This is a genomic window from Nostoc mirabile CHAB5784, assembly GCF_020829645.1.
Taxonomy (GTDB): Bacteria; Cyanobacteriota; Cyanobacteriia; order Cyanobacteriales; family Nostocaceae; genus Nostoc; species Nostoc mirabile.
On sequence record NZ_JAIVFS010000021.1, the window covers coordinates 57,207 to 71,986 of the forward strand.

Annotated in this window: 9 protein-coding genes; 6 read left to right on the top strand and 3 right to left on the bottom strand. The window is 43.8% G+C overall.

The genetic code is table 11. The annotated features are described in order from the left end of the window. Window positions 1-558: 558 nt before the first annotated feature. The 3 genes from LC653_RS15820 (at window position 559) to LC653_RS15830 (ending at window position 6,552) form a co-directional block, all read left to right on the top strand. The gene (locus tag LC653_RS15820) at window positions 559-2,277 is read left to right on the top strand and encodes a hybrid sensor histidine kinase/response regulator (RefSeq protein ID WP_229495370.1); all 1,719 of its coding nucleotides are present in this window, start codon (window positions 559-561) and stop codon (window positions 2,275-2,277) included. Between the two features lie 425 nt (window positions 2,278-2,702). Further along, window positions 2,703-5,741, top strand: coding sequence for a beta-propeller fold lactonase family protein (locus tag LC653_RS15825; RefSeq protein ID WP_229495371.1), 3,039 nt, complete (start codon window positions 2,703-2,705; stop codon window positions 5,739-5,741). Window positions 5,742-6,009: 268 nt separating this feature from the next. Beyond that, a complete protein-coding gene (locus tag LC653_RS15830) occupies window positions 6,010-6,552 on the top strand; it encodes a PEP-CTERM sorting domain-containing protein (protein ID WP_229495372.1) in 543 nt (180 codons plus the stop codon). Window positions 6,553-6,788: 236 nt separating this feature from the next. On the opposite strand, the gene LC653_RS15835 is transcribed toward LC653_RS15830, so the two are convergent. After that, complete coding sequence (locus LC653_RS15835; protein WP_229495373.1) at window positions 6,789-7,865, bottom strand: PIN/TRAM domain-containing protein; 1,077 nt, start codon at window positions 7,863-7,865, stop codon at window positions 6,789-6,791. Window positions 7,866-8,270: 405 nt separating this feature from the next. Here LC653_RS15835 and hemW point away from each other — a divergent pair, with 405 nt between their 5' ends. The 3 genes from hemW (at window position 8,271) to LC653_RS15850 (ending at window position 11,717) form a co-directional block, all read left to right on the top strand. Continuing rightward, window positions 8,271-9,452 (top strand): radical SAM family heme chaperone HemW, encoded by a 1,182-nt coding sequence (gene hemW / locus LC653_RS15840; RefSeq protein WP_229495374.1) that lies wholly within the window; start codon window positions 8,271-8,273, stop codon window positions 9,450-9,452. Between the two features lie 140 nt (window positions 9,453-9,592). Continuing rightward, window positions 9,593-10,480: a UTP--glucose-1-phosphate uridylyltransferase gene (locus LC653_RS15845; RefSeq protein ID WP_229495375.1), complete on the top strand. Its 888-nt coding sequence runs from the start codon at window positions 9,593-9,595 to the stop codon at window positions 10,478-10,480. A 115-nt stretch (window positions 10,481-10,595) separates the two neighbouring features. Next, a complete protein-coding gene (locus tag LC653_RS15850; protein ID WP_229495376.1) occupies window positions 10,596-11,717 on the top strand; it encodes a THUMP domain-containing class I SAM-dependent RNA methyltransferase in 1,122 nt (373 codons plus the stop codon). A gap of 377 nt (window positions 11,718-12,094) precedes the next feature. Here the strand turns inward: LC653_RS15850 and LC653_RS15855 are convergent, their stop codons facing one another. Together LC653_RS15855 and LC653_RS15860 are read right to left on the bottom strand one after the other, a co-directional pair. After that, entirely contained in the window at window positions 12,095-12,742 is a 648-nt protein-coding gene (locus tag LC653_RS15855) for a PEP-CTERM sorting domain-containing protein (RefSeq protein ID WP_229495377.1), read from the bottom strand. 383 nt (window positions 12,743-13,125) lie between these two features. Next, window positions 13,126-14,730, bottom strand: coding sequence for an NAD(P)/FAD-dependent oxidoreductase (locus LC653_RS15860; RefSeq protein ID WP_229495378.1), 1,605 nt, complete (start codon window positions 14,728-14,730; stop codon window positions 13,126-13,128). Window positions 14,731-14,780 lie beyond the last annotated feature (50 nt).

Genomic DNA, 14,780 nt, shown 5'->3' on the forward strand with positions numbered 1-14,780 from the left:
TGCTGATTGAATATGAAGTTTTGAGAAAGCAATATGCCTTTTTGCTGATTGAATATGGATTTAAGTTAAATATACGATGCCTGCGGCGGGCGTAGCGATCGCAATTGGGGAAAATTAAGCCACGACCTTGTAACACTTTTACTCAGTTTCGATACTGAGGTGCAAGATGTATAACGGGTAAACTGATTGAGCTACGATTGATAATAGACCCATGACTAAAGTCAAAGCGGATTATCTCACCCGATTCAAACCCAAATTCAATGCTCTGGCTAGCAAACCTGTTAGGGGAGACTGCAAAAAAAACATATCAACCGTGTTTTGAAATTATTCTTTGTGTGTAGTGGATTTGGGTCTTCGGGGTGGTATCTTTTTTCAAGGTAAGTATCTTAGCGTATTTTTGCTCAAAGACTTAGATACAATTGTATGCTTGCTCTCGAATTGTTCTCAATGGCTATGGCGCATCATTGTTTGTTGAAGCGGCACAATAAGAATTGATGCAGCTCTAACAGTCAGAACAGAAGTGTAAGCAACATCCAAGAGCCGAAAATAAGAACCAATATGCCTGACTTCCTCAGCAACTTCCTTTCAACTTCCTTCATTCCCCACGGGCATTGTTACCTCTGGAAGCCGGGTTTAGTCTGGCTACATTTAACTTCAGATGCATTGACTGCGATCGCTTATTACTCAGTCGCCATAGCAATTATTTACTTTAGAAATCAGCGCAAAGATTTGCCAGCCAACACTGTAACCCTCCTCACTGGGTACTTTTTTGTCTTTGCCCTGTGTGGCACCACCCATATAATGGGAGTAGTTACACTCTGGTATCCCATTTATTGGTTTACAGGGCTGCTGAAAGCCTTCAATGCTCTATGGTCATCCTATGCGTTCACCTTTTTATTGATTCCGTTAATTCCAATTGCTCTAGATGCACCAAGTCCAGCCCAGCTAGCCATCACCAACCAGGAACTGTTAGATAGCCGAAGCCGTATCCAATCGATCAATGTGGAGCTGGAGCAACGGGTCAAAGAACGCACAGCACAACTAGAAGCGTCCAATCGCGCCAAAGATGAATTGTTAATCCGCGAACAAGTCATCCGAGCTGAGGCTGAGGCAGCTAATCGCGCTAAAGACGAGTTTCTCTCAGTTCTCTCTCATGAATTGAGAACACCGCTCAATGCCATCTTGGGGTGGTCGCAGATGTTACGCAAGCAACATCTGAGTCAGGATAGAATAATGCGTGCCTTGGAGACGATCGAGCGGAACGCAAGGTCTCAAACAAAGATTGTTGAAGATATCCTGGATATCTCTGGGATGATCACAGGCAAGCTACGTTTGCAAGTCCGTCCAGTCAACCTAGTTACAGTAATTGAGGCAGCGATTGAGTCTGTGCGGCTGGCAGCTGAGGCAAAGTCAATTCGCATTCAAAGCCTCTTAGATTCTTCAAAAAATCCTATATCTGGTGATGCCGACCGTTTACAGCAAGTCCTTTGGAACCTGCTTTCAAACGCCATCAAATTCACACCCAAAGGAGGGCGATTACAGATCCGCTTGGAACGGGTCAATTCCCATGTCGAAATTACCGTTAGCGATACAGGAGTTGGCATCAGCCCGGATTTTCTACCCTATGTCTTCGATCGCTTCCGCCAACACGACAGTACCACCACCCGAAGTTATGGTGGACTAGGTTTAGGGTTAGCAATTGCTCGTCAACTAATTGAATTACATGGCGGGACAATAACCGTGGCAAGTCCAGGAATCGGACAGGGGACAACCTTTATTGTCAAGCTGCCCGTCATGATTATCCACAAACCATCAAGTGAGCCAGAGGCATTAGACTCGATCGCTGAAGTTGATGGCAAGATTGATGCTCCGCTTACATTGTCAGGCTTACAGATATTGGTTGTGGAGGACGAGGCAGATTCGCTAGAATTGCTAAGTACAATTTTGCAAGAGTATGGTGCCCAAGTCATTTCCGTTGCCTCTGTCAGTGAAGCATTGGAAATCATCGAAAACGCGACAAGTCAGAGGTTAGATGTTTTAGTGAGCGATATTGGGATGCCGAATGAGGATGGCTACTCCCTAATTCGGAAACTGCGGCAACTTGAAGCACAGCGTGGCGGTCGGATGCCAGCCGTTGCACTAACGGCGTATGCAAGAAGCGACGATCGCAAACAGGCTTTGTTAGCAGGCTTTCAGATGCATCTTCCCAAACCCGTAGAAGCAGCGGAGTTAGCGACGGTGATTGCTAGTCTGACAGGACGAACGGGAAGATTTTAATTTGTTCTAGGGATATTTGTCAAGTTAAACTTTAGTTTAAGGTGGGCGATCGCATCCTTATTCCCTGCACTGTTGCTTAGAGCTAATACTCATACTGTCGGGCTGTTGAGTGCCGATTTTGAGCCACTAGTAAAACAACTTTTTATCTGAATTTTTTAGAATTGTAGGTTGGGTTGAACATTCGTGTTACCCAACAATTAACGCTTGATGTTGGGTTTCGTTCCTCAAACGCCACTTGCTTCAAGTCGGGCATTGCCCGCCCAACGCAGTGGCTCCCCAACCTACACAGGTTAAGGTTTTCATGCCTAACCCAAGCGTATTGCTTTTTATCTGAATTTTTTAGTAACCTCACCTTACCTTTGCCTTAACCAAATAAAACCAGTATTTGCTGTATAGGTAACAACTTTGATGGTTTAACACAGCAAATGCTAAATTTCAAGCGTCAGCGATATCTCCTACTCAGCCTGCTGGTAGCAGCAGTAATAGTAGTAAGTGGTATCCAGGTAGTCAGCGCCGTGCTGACGACTAGCCCGGTTGGCGACCTTGCCGAAGGTGGGGCATTATTACCCACAGGTCAGATAATCACACCCGCAGCAGCACCAGGCTCAACTTTCGCACCTTTGGCGACTGGTTTGCGTACAGATAATAATGCTGATGCTGCCGAAGCTGTAACCACAGCCCTCAGCCCTGATGGTAAAACTCTACTGGTGCTTACCAGTGGCTATAACCAGAACTTTAAGGATGAAAATACTGGTGCTAATCTCACTTATCCTGTCTTAGACCCCTTAACTGGCAAACCGAGTGCTACAACAACTCGAAAAGCCGAATGGGTTTTTGTCTATGATGTCAGCAACGGTAAGTTAGTTAAACGGCAGCAGATTAACATTCCCAATACGTATAATGGCCTAGCTTGGGCAAAAGACGGCAAAGGCTTTTATGTATCAGGCGGCATTGATGATCGTGTTTATGCTTATGCCTCTAATGGTAGCCAGTATTTGCCAAATGCTCCCTTCATTTTGCTAGGACACAATTCCGAACAAACTGCGCCCTTCCCTAGCTACGATGGTGGTTTGTTGAAAGACACGCCAGCTAAACTTGCATCCACAGGAGCAGTTGTCGCAGGTCTTGCTGTCAGCAAAGATGGCAAAACTTTAGTAGCTGCTAATTTTGAAAACGACTCAATATCAATTGTTGATACTACTACCCGTCAGGTACTCAAGGAAATTAAGTTCTTTAGACCAGGCGATCGAATAGCAACAGGAGAATTTCCTTTTGATGTAGCTATTAAGAGTGCAGAAAACGGTGCGGCGGCTAAAGTCTTTGTTACTAGCCAACGCGATAACGAGGTGGTTGCTGTTAGCATTGCTTCCGGGCAAATTACCCGTATACCTGTAGGTAGCCAACCAAACAAGGTGCTGTTATCAACAGACCAAAAGCGACTGTATGTAGCTAACGGGAATAGTGACTCGGTTTCAGTCCTTGACACAAATACCAATAGCGTTGTCCAAACGATCTCTCTGTCACGACCGAGTGATCAGTACAAAGGAGCAAATCCCAACTCTGTAGCTCTGAGTCCAGATGAACGTCAGCTTTACGTGACTCTAGGCGGTGAGAACGCTGTTGCTGTTGTGGACTTGCAATCATCTGGTCGGGTGATTGGACGTATCCCTACTGGCTGGTATCCCAATTCTGTAAGCGTCAGTAAAGATGGTCAAAAGCTTTACGTTGTCAATGCCAAAAGCAATTCTGGCCCCAACCCCTCCAATAACCGAACAACACCAGCAGGACTAGCACGCAACACAACTTTTAGAAACGACTACAACTGGGCTTTGGAAAAAGCTGGAATCTCAGTTATTCCAGTTCCCAAAGGTGGGGCTTTAGCTAGCCTTTCGGAACAGGTAGATAGAAACAACGGTTTCTACAATCGCCGTCCTGACCGGACAATGAGGTTTCTCCAGAATAAAATTAAGCACGTTATCTACATCGTTAAAGAAAATCGCACCTACGACCAGGTACTCGGTGATTTACCTGTTGGTAACGGTGACCCCGCGCTGACTTTATTCCCGCAATCGATTTCACCCAACCATCACAAGTTAGCCCTTGACTTTGTGACTTTTGATAACTTCTATGATTCTGGTGAGTCAAGCGGTGTGGGCTGGAACTGGTCTACATACGGACGGACTACCGATTACACTGAAAAAACTCAGTCAGTACTTTATGGCAACGCTGGGTTTAGCGGTTTGACATACGACTACGAAGGTACTAACCGTAACATTAACCTTGCCCTACCGCAAACTTCCTCTAATCCTTCCCAATTAAATACACGAGTAACGGGAGTGTTAGATCCCTCTGGTCAATCTTCTATTTTGCCTGGAGATCAAGATGTAAATGCCCCCGTAGGCGATGGCGAACTGAATTCAAACGCTATCGGCGGCTATCTTTGGGATGCAGCATTGCGTGCTGGTAAGACTGTACGCAATTACGGTTTCTTCGTTGACGGCAACTACAGTAGTGCCCAAGCAGATCCCACAAAACCAGATCCCACCAACCCGCTTTACATCCCTATCTCCCCAAATCCTGCTGCTAATAATATTCCCCAAGCTGTAGCTGCTAAAACTGTATTGTTGGATAAAACTGACATCTATTTCCGCGGATACGACCAAAAGAATTCTGACATCTATCTCTACAACGAATGGGCACGGGATATTGATAGCTATCTGGCAAGGAATGAATTGCCCAACTTGTCACTAGTGCGTTTGCCTCACGACCACTTTGGTGATTTTGGTAACGCCATAGCTGGTTTGAATACTGCCCCACTGCAAATGGCTGATAATGATTATGCCGTCGGCTTGCTGGTAGAGAAAATCTCCAAGTCTCTTCTGTGGAAAGAAACTGCGATCGTTGTGGTAGAAGATGATTGCCAGAATGGCCCTGACCATGTTGATAGTCATCGCTCAGTAGTCTACATTATTTCGCCTTACACTAAGCGAAATGTCGTAATCAGCACTAACTACAACACTGTTAGCCTGGTGCGAACAATGGAAGATTTACTGAACATTGGTTATTTAGGAATGAATGACGCCAATACCAAACCAATGTCGGATGCATTCACTAGAGAACCAAACTTTACTGCTTATAAAGCTGTCGTCCCAGGTAACTTGTGTGCTGATCCTGTAGATCCCAAACTAGTGCCAGCTTGCCAAGACAAGAATGTCGAAAAGACAGCAGCTATTCCTCCCCTGCGTAACAAACAGTGGTGGACGCAAGCAACCAAGGACTTCTACTTTGAAGTCGAAGATAAGTTAGATCCTGAGAAATTCAACCGCGTACTTTGGGCTGGGATTCAAGGCGACAATGTGCCTTATCCAACAGAGCGCAGCCATGCCGACCTTGGCCAAAATCGCGCCCAACTTCTCAAAAAATGGAGTTTGAGTACAGATAACCTCTCTGCTCAAGCAAACTAATCAAAACAACAGAGTCATTAGTTATTAGTTATTAGTCATTAGTCATTAGTCATTAGTCCTTGAATACCACGTCCAAAGAGTGAACGTGGTTTGAATTAGTCATTGATAAGAAATTTTTTGGACGCCACAAGAGGCGGGGTATGCATCTGCATAGCTTCTTTACCAATGACCAATGACCAATGACCAATGACCAATGACCAATGACTAATGACTACTTAATCAAGTCTATTTACATAGTTTTCGTGAATTTATCTTGAGGGAAATTGATATGAAATTGGTCTGGCAATTAACGCTTGCTACTAGTTGTGCCTTAATTTTTGCTGCCGTAGGTGCAAAATCGGTATCTGCCGCACTGATTAATTACGCTTTTAGCGTCGATAGTCCTGTAACTAAAGGAGAAGGTTTTTTTAGTTTCGATGATTCAACTTTCAGTGAGGATAATATTCCGGTAGCACTAGTTGAATCACTAAGTTTTCAATTCAACAATGACTCTAATATTTACACCGAAAAGGATGATACTGAATATCCAGGATATCCGATTGTATTTTCAACCACATTTTTAACAGGTACGGAATCTGTTGGATTGCAATATGTGTTCTTCGATAAAGCTAATCCTTTAAGCTCCATCACATACACAATTGATGGATATGATTTTGCGATCGCTTCTGCCGATGATATCCAAATTGGCTCAGGTAAAGTTACTTATAGACAAGTTCCTGAGCCTGCAACTTTAGGTGGCACTTTCATTGCTTGCAGCATTGGCTGGCTCATGAAAAGAAAGTTAACATCAAATAAAAAGGTTAAAGCTTAACCTTAGCTTGAGCTTTCAATGATGGGAAATGACTAATGACTCAAAATCCCACGGCTAAAAACCGTGGGATGAGTTAATTTCTTTAAATACCCAGATAATTTGCCATTAGAGATTTATGAAAATTCTAGTTACAGTATTTACAGGCAAGTGAGTCTGGTGAGTTCAATCAATAAATAATCGGTACAGTCAACCTGCACCGATTACTAAGTCTCACTCGAATTAAACATCCCATTGTTTCACGCCAATGCTGAAGCTTGGGGTTTGGCAAAAATCATCCGTCCTGCTGTGGTTTGTAAAGCACTGGTGACTACCACTCGCAATTCACCACCGACATAACTACTACCTTCCTCAACGACTACCATTGTGCCGTCATCTAGGTAGCCAATACCTTGACTCGGTTCTTTGCCTTCCTTGAGAATTTTCAAATCAAGGTTGTCGCCAGGTAAATAACTGGGACGGACGGCGTTCACTAAATCATTCACATTTAAAACAGGGACTTTCTGAACGCTAGCGACTTTAGACAAGTTGTAGTCGTTGGTTAGCAATGTGCCACTAATTTCTTGGGCAAAGCGCACTAACTTGGCATCCACTGTGGGAATATCTTCGTAGTCAACTGCATTAATCACGATGCGATCGGGATATTCTTCTTTAATACGGTTGAGAATTTCTAGTCCTCGTCTTCCCCGCACCCGCTTTTGGTCTTTACTAGCATCGGCTACTTGTTGGAGTTCTTGCAAGACAAACTGCGGTACGAGAATTTGCCCTTCTAAAAACCCTGTTTCTAGTAATGCTTCAATGCGACCATCAATAATGCAACTGGTATCTAAAACTTTGGTATTGGCGGGTTTTAGCGTTCCTTCCACAACCATCGATTCGACGGTATTGGGATTAATAAACCGCAATAAACCTCGCCCGTGGGTGTCTGCCAAATTCATGCCAGTGACGGAGAGGATAATACTACCGACAACTGCCACCAGTGGCTTAATAAATCCAAAATCTGCCGGGATGGGTAACAAAAATAGTGGGGCTAGCATCAGGTTAGCTAGTAATAGCCCAATCACTAAGCCGATCGCACGAGTTAAGATAACTTCCAGAGGCATTTCTTTGATTTGTGATTCTAGGCGACGATATGTCGTCTGGAAACTCAGCCCGATCGCACCACCAATAATAGCGGCAAAGACGGCAACAACTAAGCGTAAAGCTTCAAGATTTGTTACCTGATCTAGTGTGCCATTGGGCAGTAGTTCAATGCTGTAGAACCCTATTCCCGACGCTGCCAGGATGAATGAAAAAATAATAATGGCGTCAAGCATGGTTGTCTTGTTTTCCTGCAACTGTGGTAACCGATAAAGTTAAGTATTTTTTATTTCATCGGTAAGATAAACTCATCAATATTGACTTACACTAAGGGTTTAGTAGGGCAATATCTGCAATTATTATAACCAAAGGCTTTTATCTTCATATTTTTCATTGTTTCGTTGTAAAACGACAAAAACTTGTAAAAAAACTACTCATTTTGTAAGAATTCAGAATCCAGAATCCAGAAGTCAGAATTAAGAAGACTTTGATACCCAAACTTAATAATTTTAATAAAATCAAGAAGTTATTGCACGCTTGATTTTACAAATATTCTGGTTCCTGACTCCAGAAGGACTGAATTCTTACTTCATTTTTATTGTCTCTAATTCGCAGTTGGCTTAACTTAATCTTTTCGCAAAATGAGTCAAAAATTTAGTATTTCTGGAATTGCGAGTTCTGCGTATGTGCATATTCCCTTTTGCAGACGGCGGTGTTTTTATTGTGATTTCCCGGTGTCTGTTGTGGGCGATCGCTTGCGGGGCGAAACATCTGGTACTATCTCCCAATATGTTGAGGTGCTATGTCAAGAAATTGCCATTACACCAGCATTTGGTCAACCCCTGAAGACAATTTTCTTCGGTGGTGGTACTCCTTCGCTGCTATCAATAGAGCAGTTACAACGGATAGTAACAGAACTAGAGAAGCATTTTGGGATTGCGTCTGGGGCAGAAATTTCTATGGAAATTGACCCAGCTACCTTTGATTTAGCCCATATAGCAGGCTATCGCAATGTCGGCGTGAACCGGGTAAGTTTAGGTGTACAAGCCTTTCAATCAGAATTATTGCAAAGGGCGGGGCGATCGCACTCAGTTGAAGATATTTTTGCAGCTGTGGAACTAATCCACCAAGTCGAGATTCCCGAATTTAGCTTAGACTTAATTTCGGGGTTGCCGCATCAGTCTTTGGATCAATGGCAGGATTCCCTAGAAAAAGCGGTAGCGCTTGTACCCACTCACATTTCCATCTACGATCTTACCATCGAGCCAGGTACAGCCTTTGGTCGTTACTATAAACCTGGCGATACTCCAATGCCTACGGATGAAGCCACAGTCAAAATGTACCAGATGGGGCAGCAGGTTTTGACTAGTGCAGGTTATGAGCATTATGAAATTTCTAATTATGCTCAACCTGGTCATCAGTGTCGGCATAATCGAGTCTATTGGGAAAACCGTCCTTACTATGGCTTTGGTATGGGTGCGGCGAGTTATATTGACGGGAAACGCTTCACTCGTTTGCGTAAAACTAGGGATTATTACCAGTGGGTACAAGCTGGCGGTGTGATTGATTGTGATGTGACTCCCCCAAAGGAAGTATTGTTAGAAACGTTAATGTTGGGGTTGCGTTTGGCGGAGGGTTTGAGTTTGGCGGCGTTGGTGGAGGGGTTTGGGAAAGAGAAGGTGGAGGAGATTTGCTGGTGTTTACAAGAGTATTTTGATAAAGGTTGGGTGGAAGTTGCAGAGGGAAGGTTGCGTTTGATTGATCCCCAAGGGTTTTTGTTTTCTAATGTGGTGTTAGCGGAGTTGTTTGAGAAGTTGGGGTGACGAACCGCAGAGGCAATAGAGTTGCCAGTGCGCCCTTGCGGTTAAGAGACTTGTCCCTTGCGCGTCTCCCCTTGGGAGAAGCAACTGGCGCGGCACAGAGAGAGGAGGGGAGATTTTAAGCTGATGAGGATTGAGGATTGATGCAGAAAAATAAAGTTAGAAAAGCTGTGATTCCGGTAGCTGGTTTTGGAACTCGGTTGTTTCCAGCTACTAAAGTTGTGAAAAAAGAACTTTTTCCGATTATTGATCGAGATGGTAGGGCAAAACCTGTGATTTTAGCAATTATTGAAGAGGCAATTAGTGCTGGAATTACAGAAGTGGGGATTGTGGTACAGCCGGATGACAAAGAAATATTTGAGGATTTTTTGAAAAAACCACCGAAAAAAGAACTTTTAGATAAACTTTTACCGCAAAATCAAGAATATAGCCGATATCTCGAAGATTTAGGTAGCAAAATTACGTTTTTATTGCAAGAGGAGCAATTAGGTTATGGTCATGCAGTATTTTGTGCCAAAGATTGGGTACAAGATGAACCGTTTTTGCTAATGTTGGGCGATCATATTTATGCATCTGATATTCAAAAATCTTGTGCTAGTCAACTTTTAGATGTTTATGAACAAGTTAATCAAAGCGTTGTTAGCTTAACTACAACGCCAGCAGAAATTCTTCATACATCTGGGTGTGTAACAGGAGTTTGGCAAGAGTTAAACTCGATTCTGAAAGTTACACAACTTTATGAAAAGCCTACCATTGAGTATGCACAACAACATTTGTGTGTAGAGGGAATGGCAGAAAACGAGTTTTTATGTATATTTGGTTTGTATTTACTAACGCCGAAAATTTTTGACTTTTTAGCAGAACACATCAACCAAAATTTCCGAGAACGAGGCGAATTTCAGTTAACATCCTGTCTTGAGAGATTGCGTCAGGAAGAGGGAATGACAGGATATGTTGTTAAAGGCAAGTGCTTTGATACAGGATTGCCAGATGCTTATCGTCAGACAATGATTGATTTTAGAAATTTCTAGACTAATCTTAGTTCAAAAAGTCGCTTGCTCTGACAAAAAAGGAATAATGTTTTTTATCTTCATCAGTAAATTAAGTTACTAGTAGGCATTAATTACGAATTACGAATTACGAATTATGAATTATTTTGCAACGGTTGCTCGTGGATTAGAAACCCTCGCGGCTCAGGAGTTAGAGCAACTGGGTGCTCATTCAGTGGAGCCTGGGTTTTGCGGTGTAGCCTTTGAGGGCGATCGCACCCTACTTTATCGCGTCAACATCTGGGCTAGGCTGCCGTTCCGAATCTTGGTGAATATCCATGAGTTTACATGCCTTGATGCCAAGGATCTCTATCGCGGCATCCAGACCATCGATTGGCAAAAGTATCTCACGCCAGACATGACGCTGGCGGTGAATACTACGGGCAAAAACGATCGCCTCAATCACACCCACTTCACATCTCTCCAGATCAAAAATGCGATCGTTGACCAGCAGAAAGAAAATCTGGGTGAGCGTTCAAATGTAGAGCTTCATGATCCAGATGTGCGGATCAATGTTCATATTGAACGCGACTTTTGTACCGTTAAACTCGACAGTTCTGGAAATAGTCTGCATCGCCGAGGCTACCGTCCTGCGGTTGGAGCAGCCCCTCTAAAGGAATCTCTGGCTGCTGCCCTGATTCAGCTTTCGGGCTGGCAACCAGACCAGATGTTCTATGACCCTCTTTGTGGATCTGGCACTTTACCCTTGGAAGCTAGCTTAAAGGCACTGAACATAGCACCAGGACTGTTTCGGGATTCCTTTGGATTTGAAAATTGGCTCGATTTTGATTTATCCCTTTTAGAAAAGCTGCTCCAAGAAGCTAAGGATAGCCAACTGGATACCCTGACCGCACCTATTTGGGGAAGCGATCGCGATGAAAATATAATTGAGCAGGCGATTAACAATGCTCAAAACTGCGGCGTTGATAACCATGTATGGTTTTCTCAAATGGAGCTTGCAGATGTTGTCGCCCCCGCAGAGAGTGGGGTTTTATTCTGCAATCCACCTTATGGCGAACGGCTGGGGCGAGATAGTGATTTAGGGGCGTTCTATAAACTTTTGGGCGATGTGCTGAAACAACGCTTCAAAGGCTGGACTGCCTTTGTGCTGAGTGGCAACAAGGAACTGTCTCAATCGATTGGACTAAAATCATCCCAGCGAATTGCAGTGTATAACGGAGCGCTGCCTTGTCAGTTAATGAAATATGAGCTGTACTAAGGAATAAGAATTAAATAACATACAATTTATGTCCCTGGCTTACCTCACCCTCAATCCCTCTCCTTATAAAGAAGAGGGAACCTAGTACCGCAAGGCGGAAGTCAAAAGTTAACACTGAGCGGAGTCGAAGTGTCAAAAGTCAAAAGTCAAAATGAATACAGCGTAAGAGTTTCGTTGATTTGGAATGGGTGGTTTATTTACGCCGTGCTGTACTAGATAGAGGATGAAAGAGGATGAAGTTTTGCATTTTATTTAATTCACGTTCCTAAGACCAGAACAGATCAGATTTTGCGATTTTTTGATGATCAAGACTGAAACTACTTCAACTTCTGAAGTAGTTTCAGTCTTGTATTCTATGAAACCCTAAGAACGTGTAATCAGATAGCGCGACGGCGGCGAACCATTACCATTCCACTTGCTACTAAACCAAGACCTAACAAAGAAGCAGGTTCAGGAACGGAAGTAGGAGGAGGATTTTTCCCTATATTAGAAACGAATAATGAAGCGTGAGATAAATCTTTGCCTGCGTTTCCACTGCCATCTAAAGCAACACCAATGGTATTGAATACTCCCGTTAAACCTTTAGAGAAATCATAATCTTTGAATAGATAAGCACTGTAAGCAGTACTTGTTTTGAGGCTAACTACAAACGTGTTACTGGACAATGCTGTTCCCAAACCCCATGTGCCAGAATTAAAGTTATTGGCTGCTGTAATCGCAAAGGGATTCGGGTCATCAGATTTGCCAGCTAAAGTCCATTGCACACCAGTACCAACAAAGCTGCTAAACAGACCATTATTTAGGTCAGGGAGCAAAGTACCTTGTGCCCCTGTGTCATTACCAGCATTTGGGCCGTTACAAGCTGTAGCTGAAACTCCTCCAAGTGAAATATCGGCAAGGCTACATATTGCTGAAGAAGTTTGACCGCCACCGGGTGCAGCATATACTGGTGCAGCAATTGAAGCACAAGCAATTCCAGTAACTAATAAAACTGAAGTTGATATGAAAGAAAAGTTTTTTTTCATTTTTGGCTCTGTTTTAAACTCTGCTCGATATGGATTGTTATTAATACAGGTAGTTACTAAATATTTACTTTGGAATAATAGTCCCTACTCCGATACTTTGAATCTTATGCGTATTTCTTTTTACTTGTCTTTAATCTTGTGTCATTTTTATCAGAGATTTAAACAAACGTCACTTATTTAATCTCCTGATAAAGTAGTGATTATATCGTCAGTAAAAACTTTGTAACTTTACATAAACGGCACAACAAGATACCAGCAATGATTAAAATCCAGTAATAACCTAGCCGATTGCTCTCAACTGTTTGTACTTCGTGCTGGGGCAGCTTACCGTAGGTATCCCATTCACTACTTCAGATTTGACGATGCCTACGGCGCTAAACTACTCAATTCCTCAAAATACTTAAAGCAACCGCCTCTGCCACCTTAATACCATCAATACCAGCCGAGAGGATTCCCCCTGCGTATCCCGCGCCTTCACCAGCCGGATAAAGACCGACTGTATTTAAACTCTGATAATCCTCTTTGCGTTTAATCCGAATCGGTGATGAAGTGCGGGTTTCCACCCCAGTCAACACGGCATCGTCCATTGCAAATCCTTTGATTTGTTTGTCAAAAGCGGGAAGTGCTTCACGGATGGCGGCGATCGCATAATCTGGTAAACTCTGACTCAAATCACCCAAATGTATCCCAGGTGTATAAGACGGCTTAACAGTGCCCAATGCTGTAGAAGGGCGATGGTTGAGAAAGTCTCCCACCAACTGCCCTGGCGCTTCATAAGTTCCACCGCCCAACTCAAAAGCCCGTTCTTCCAAGCGCCGTTGGAAGTCAATTCCCGCTAAGGCGTTGCCCGGATAATCTTCGGGGGTGATGCCCACAACGATCGCACTATTGGCATTGCGTTCATTGCGAGAGTATTGGCTCATCCCATTGGTGACGACTCGCCCCGGTTCTGATGCAGCTGCAACTACCAAGCCCCCCGGACACATACAAAAACTATAGACGGAACGACCATTTTGGCAGTGGTGAACCAGTTTGTAATCGGCAGCACCTAAAAGCTTATGACCAGCTTGAGCGCCGAAACGGCATTGGTCGATGAGAGTCTGGGGATGTTCGACCCGAAAGCCGATGGAAAAAGCTTTAGGCTCTATGTAAACTCCACGATCAAATAGCATTTGGAAGGTATCACGGGCGCTATGACCTACTGCCAGAACTACATGATCGCTGGCGATATATTCCCCACTGGCGAGGGTAACTCCCCGCACCTGTCCATTTTCGATGTTAATATCTTCCACCCGACTTTGAAAGCGAATTTCACCACCGAGGGATTCGATTTTGGCACGCATACTTTGGACGATTCCCACCAGTTTAAAAGTGCCGATATGCGGTTTGTTGATATAGAGAATTTCCGGTGAGGCTCCCGCATTGACGAGTTCGGTTAGTACTTTGCGCCCATAATGCTGAGGATCTTTGACTTGACTGTAGAGTTTGCCATCAGAAAATGTACCCGCCCCACCTTCACCAAACTGGGCATTAGATTCGGGGTTGAAGTCTGATTTTTTCTTCCAAAAGCCAAAAGTATCAGCAGTGCGATCGCGGACTTTTTTCCCACGTTCTAAAATGATTGGGCAAAAGCCCATTTGCGCGAGCATCAAACCCGCAAACAAGCCACAAGGCCCAGTACCAATCACGATGGGGCGAATCGCCAAATTGCTCGGTGCTTGTGCCACAGGGCGATAGCTCATGTCTGGCGTGGCAATCAGATGAGGATCTTTTTTCAGGCGCTTGAGTAGATGAGTTTCCTGAGTCGTTTCTACATCCAGAATATAAACAAGGGTAATCTCTCCTTTCTTACGGGCATCATAGCTACGCTTGAAGATGGAATAGCTGATCAAATCTTCGTCCGTGATTTGCAGCTTTTTGAGGATGGCAGTCTTGATCTCATCTTCAGGATGATCAAGCGGGAGCTTTACTTCTGTTAGTCGTAACATAGCGAGGAGAAATGCATACTGTCTATCAAAATATTAATCCAGGACTTACG

Bases quoted from the DNA above. Each gene is read 5' to 3' on its own strand.
- LC653_RS15820 (WP_229495370.1), top strand. From the start codon at position 559: ATGCCTGACTTCCTCAGCAACTTCCTTTCAACTTCCTTCATTCCCCAC.
- LC653_RS15825 (WP_229495371.1), top strand. From the start codon at position 2,703: ATGCTAAATTTCAAGCGTCAGCGATATCTCCTACTCAGCCTGCTGGTA.
- LC653_RS15830 (WP_229495372.1), top strand. From the start codon at position 6,010: ATGAAATTGGTCTGGCAATTAACGCTTGCTACTAGTTGTGCCTTAATT.
- LC653_RS15835 (WP_229495373.1), bottom strand. From the start codon at position 7,865: ATGCTTGACGCCATTATTATTTTTTCATTCATCCTGGCAGCGTCGGGA.
- hemW (WP_229495374.1), top strand. From the start codon at position 8,271: ATGAGTCAAAAATTTAGTATTTCTGGAATTGCGAGTTCTGCGTATGTG.
- LC653_RS15845 (WP_229495375.1), top strand. From the start codon at position 9,593: ATGCAGAAAAATAAAGTTAGAAAAGCTGTGATTCCGGTAGCTGGTTTT.
- LC653_RS15850 (WP_229495376.1), top strand. From the start codon at position 10,596: ATGAATTATTTTGCAACGGTTGCTCGTGGATTAGAAACCCTCGCGGCT.
- LC653_RS15855 (WP_229495377.1), bottom strand. From the start codon at position 12,742: ATGAAAAAAAACTTTTCTTTCATATCAACTTCAGTTTTATTAGTTACT.
- LC653_RS15860 (WP_229495378.1), bottom strand. From the start codon at position 14,730: ATGTTACGACTAACAGAAGTAAAGCTCCCGCTTGATCATCCTGAAGAT.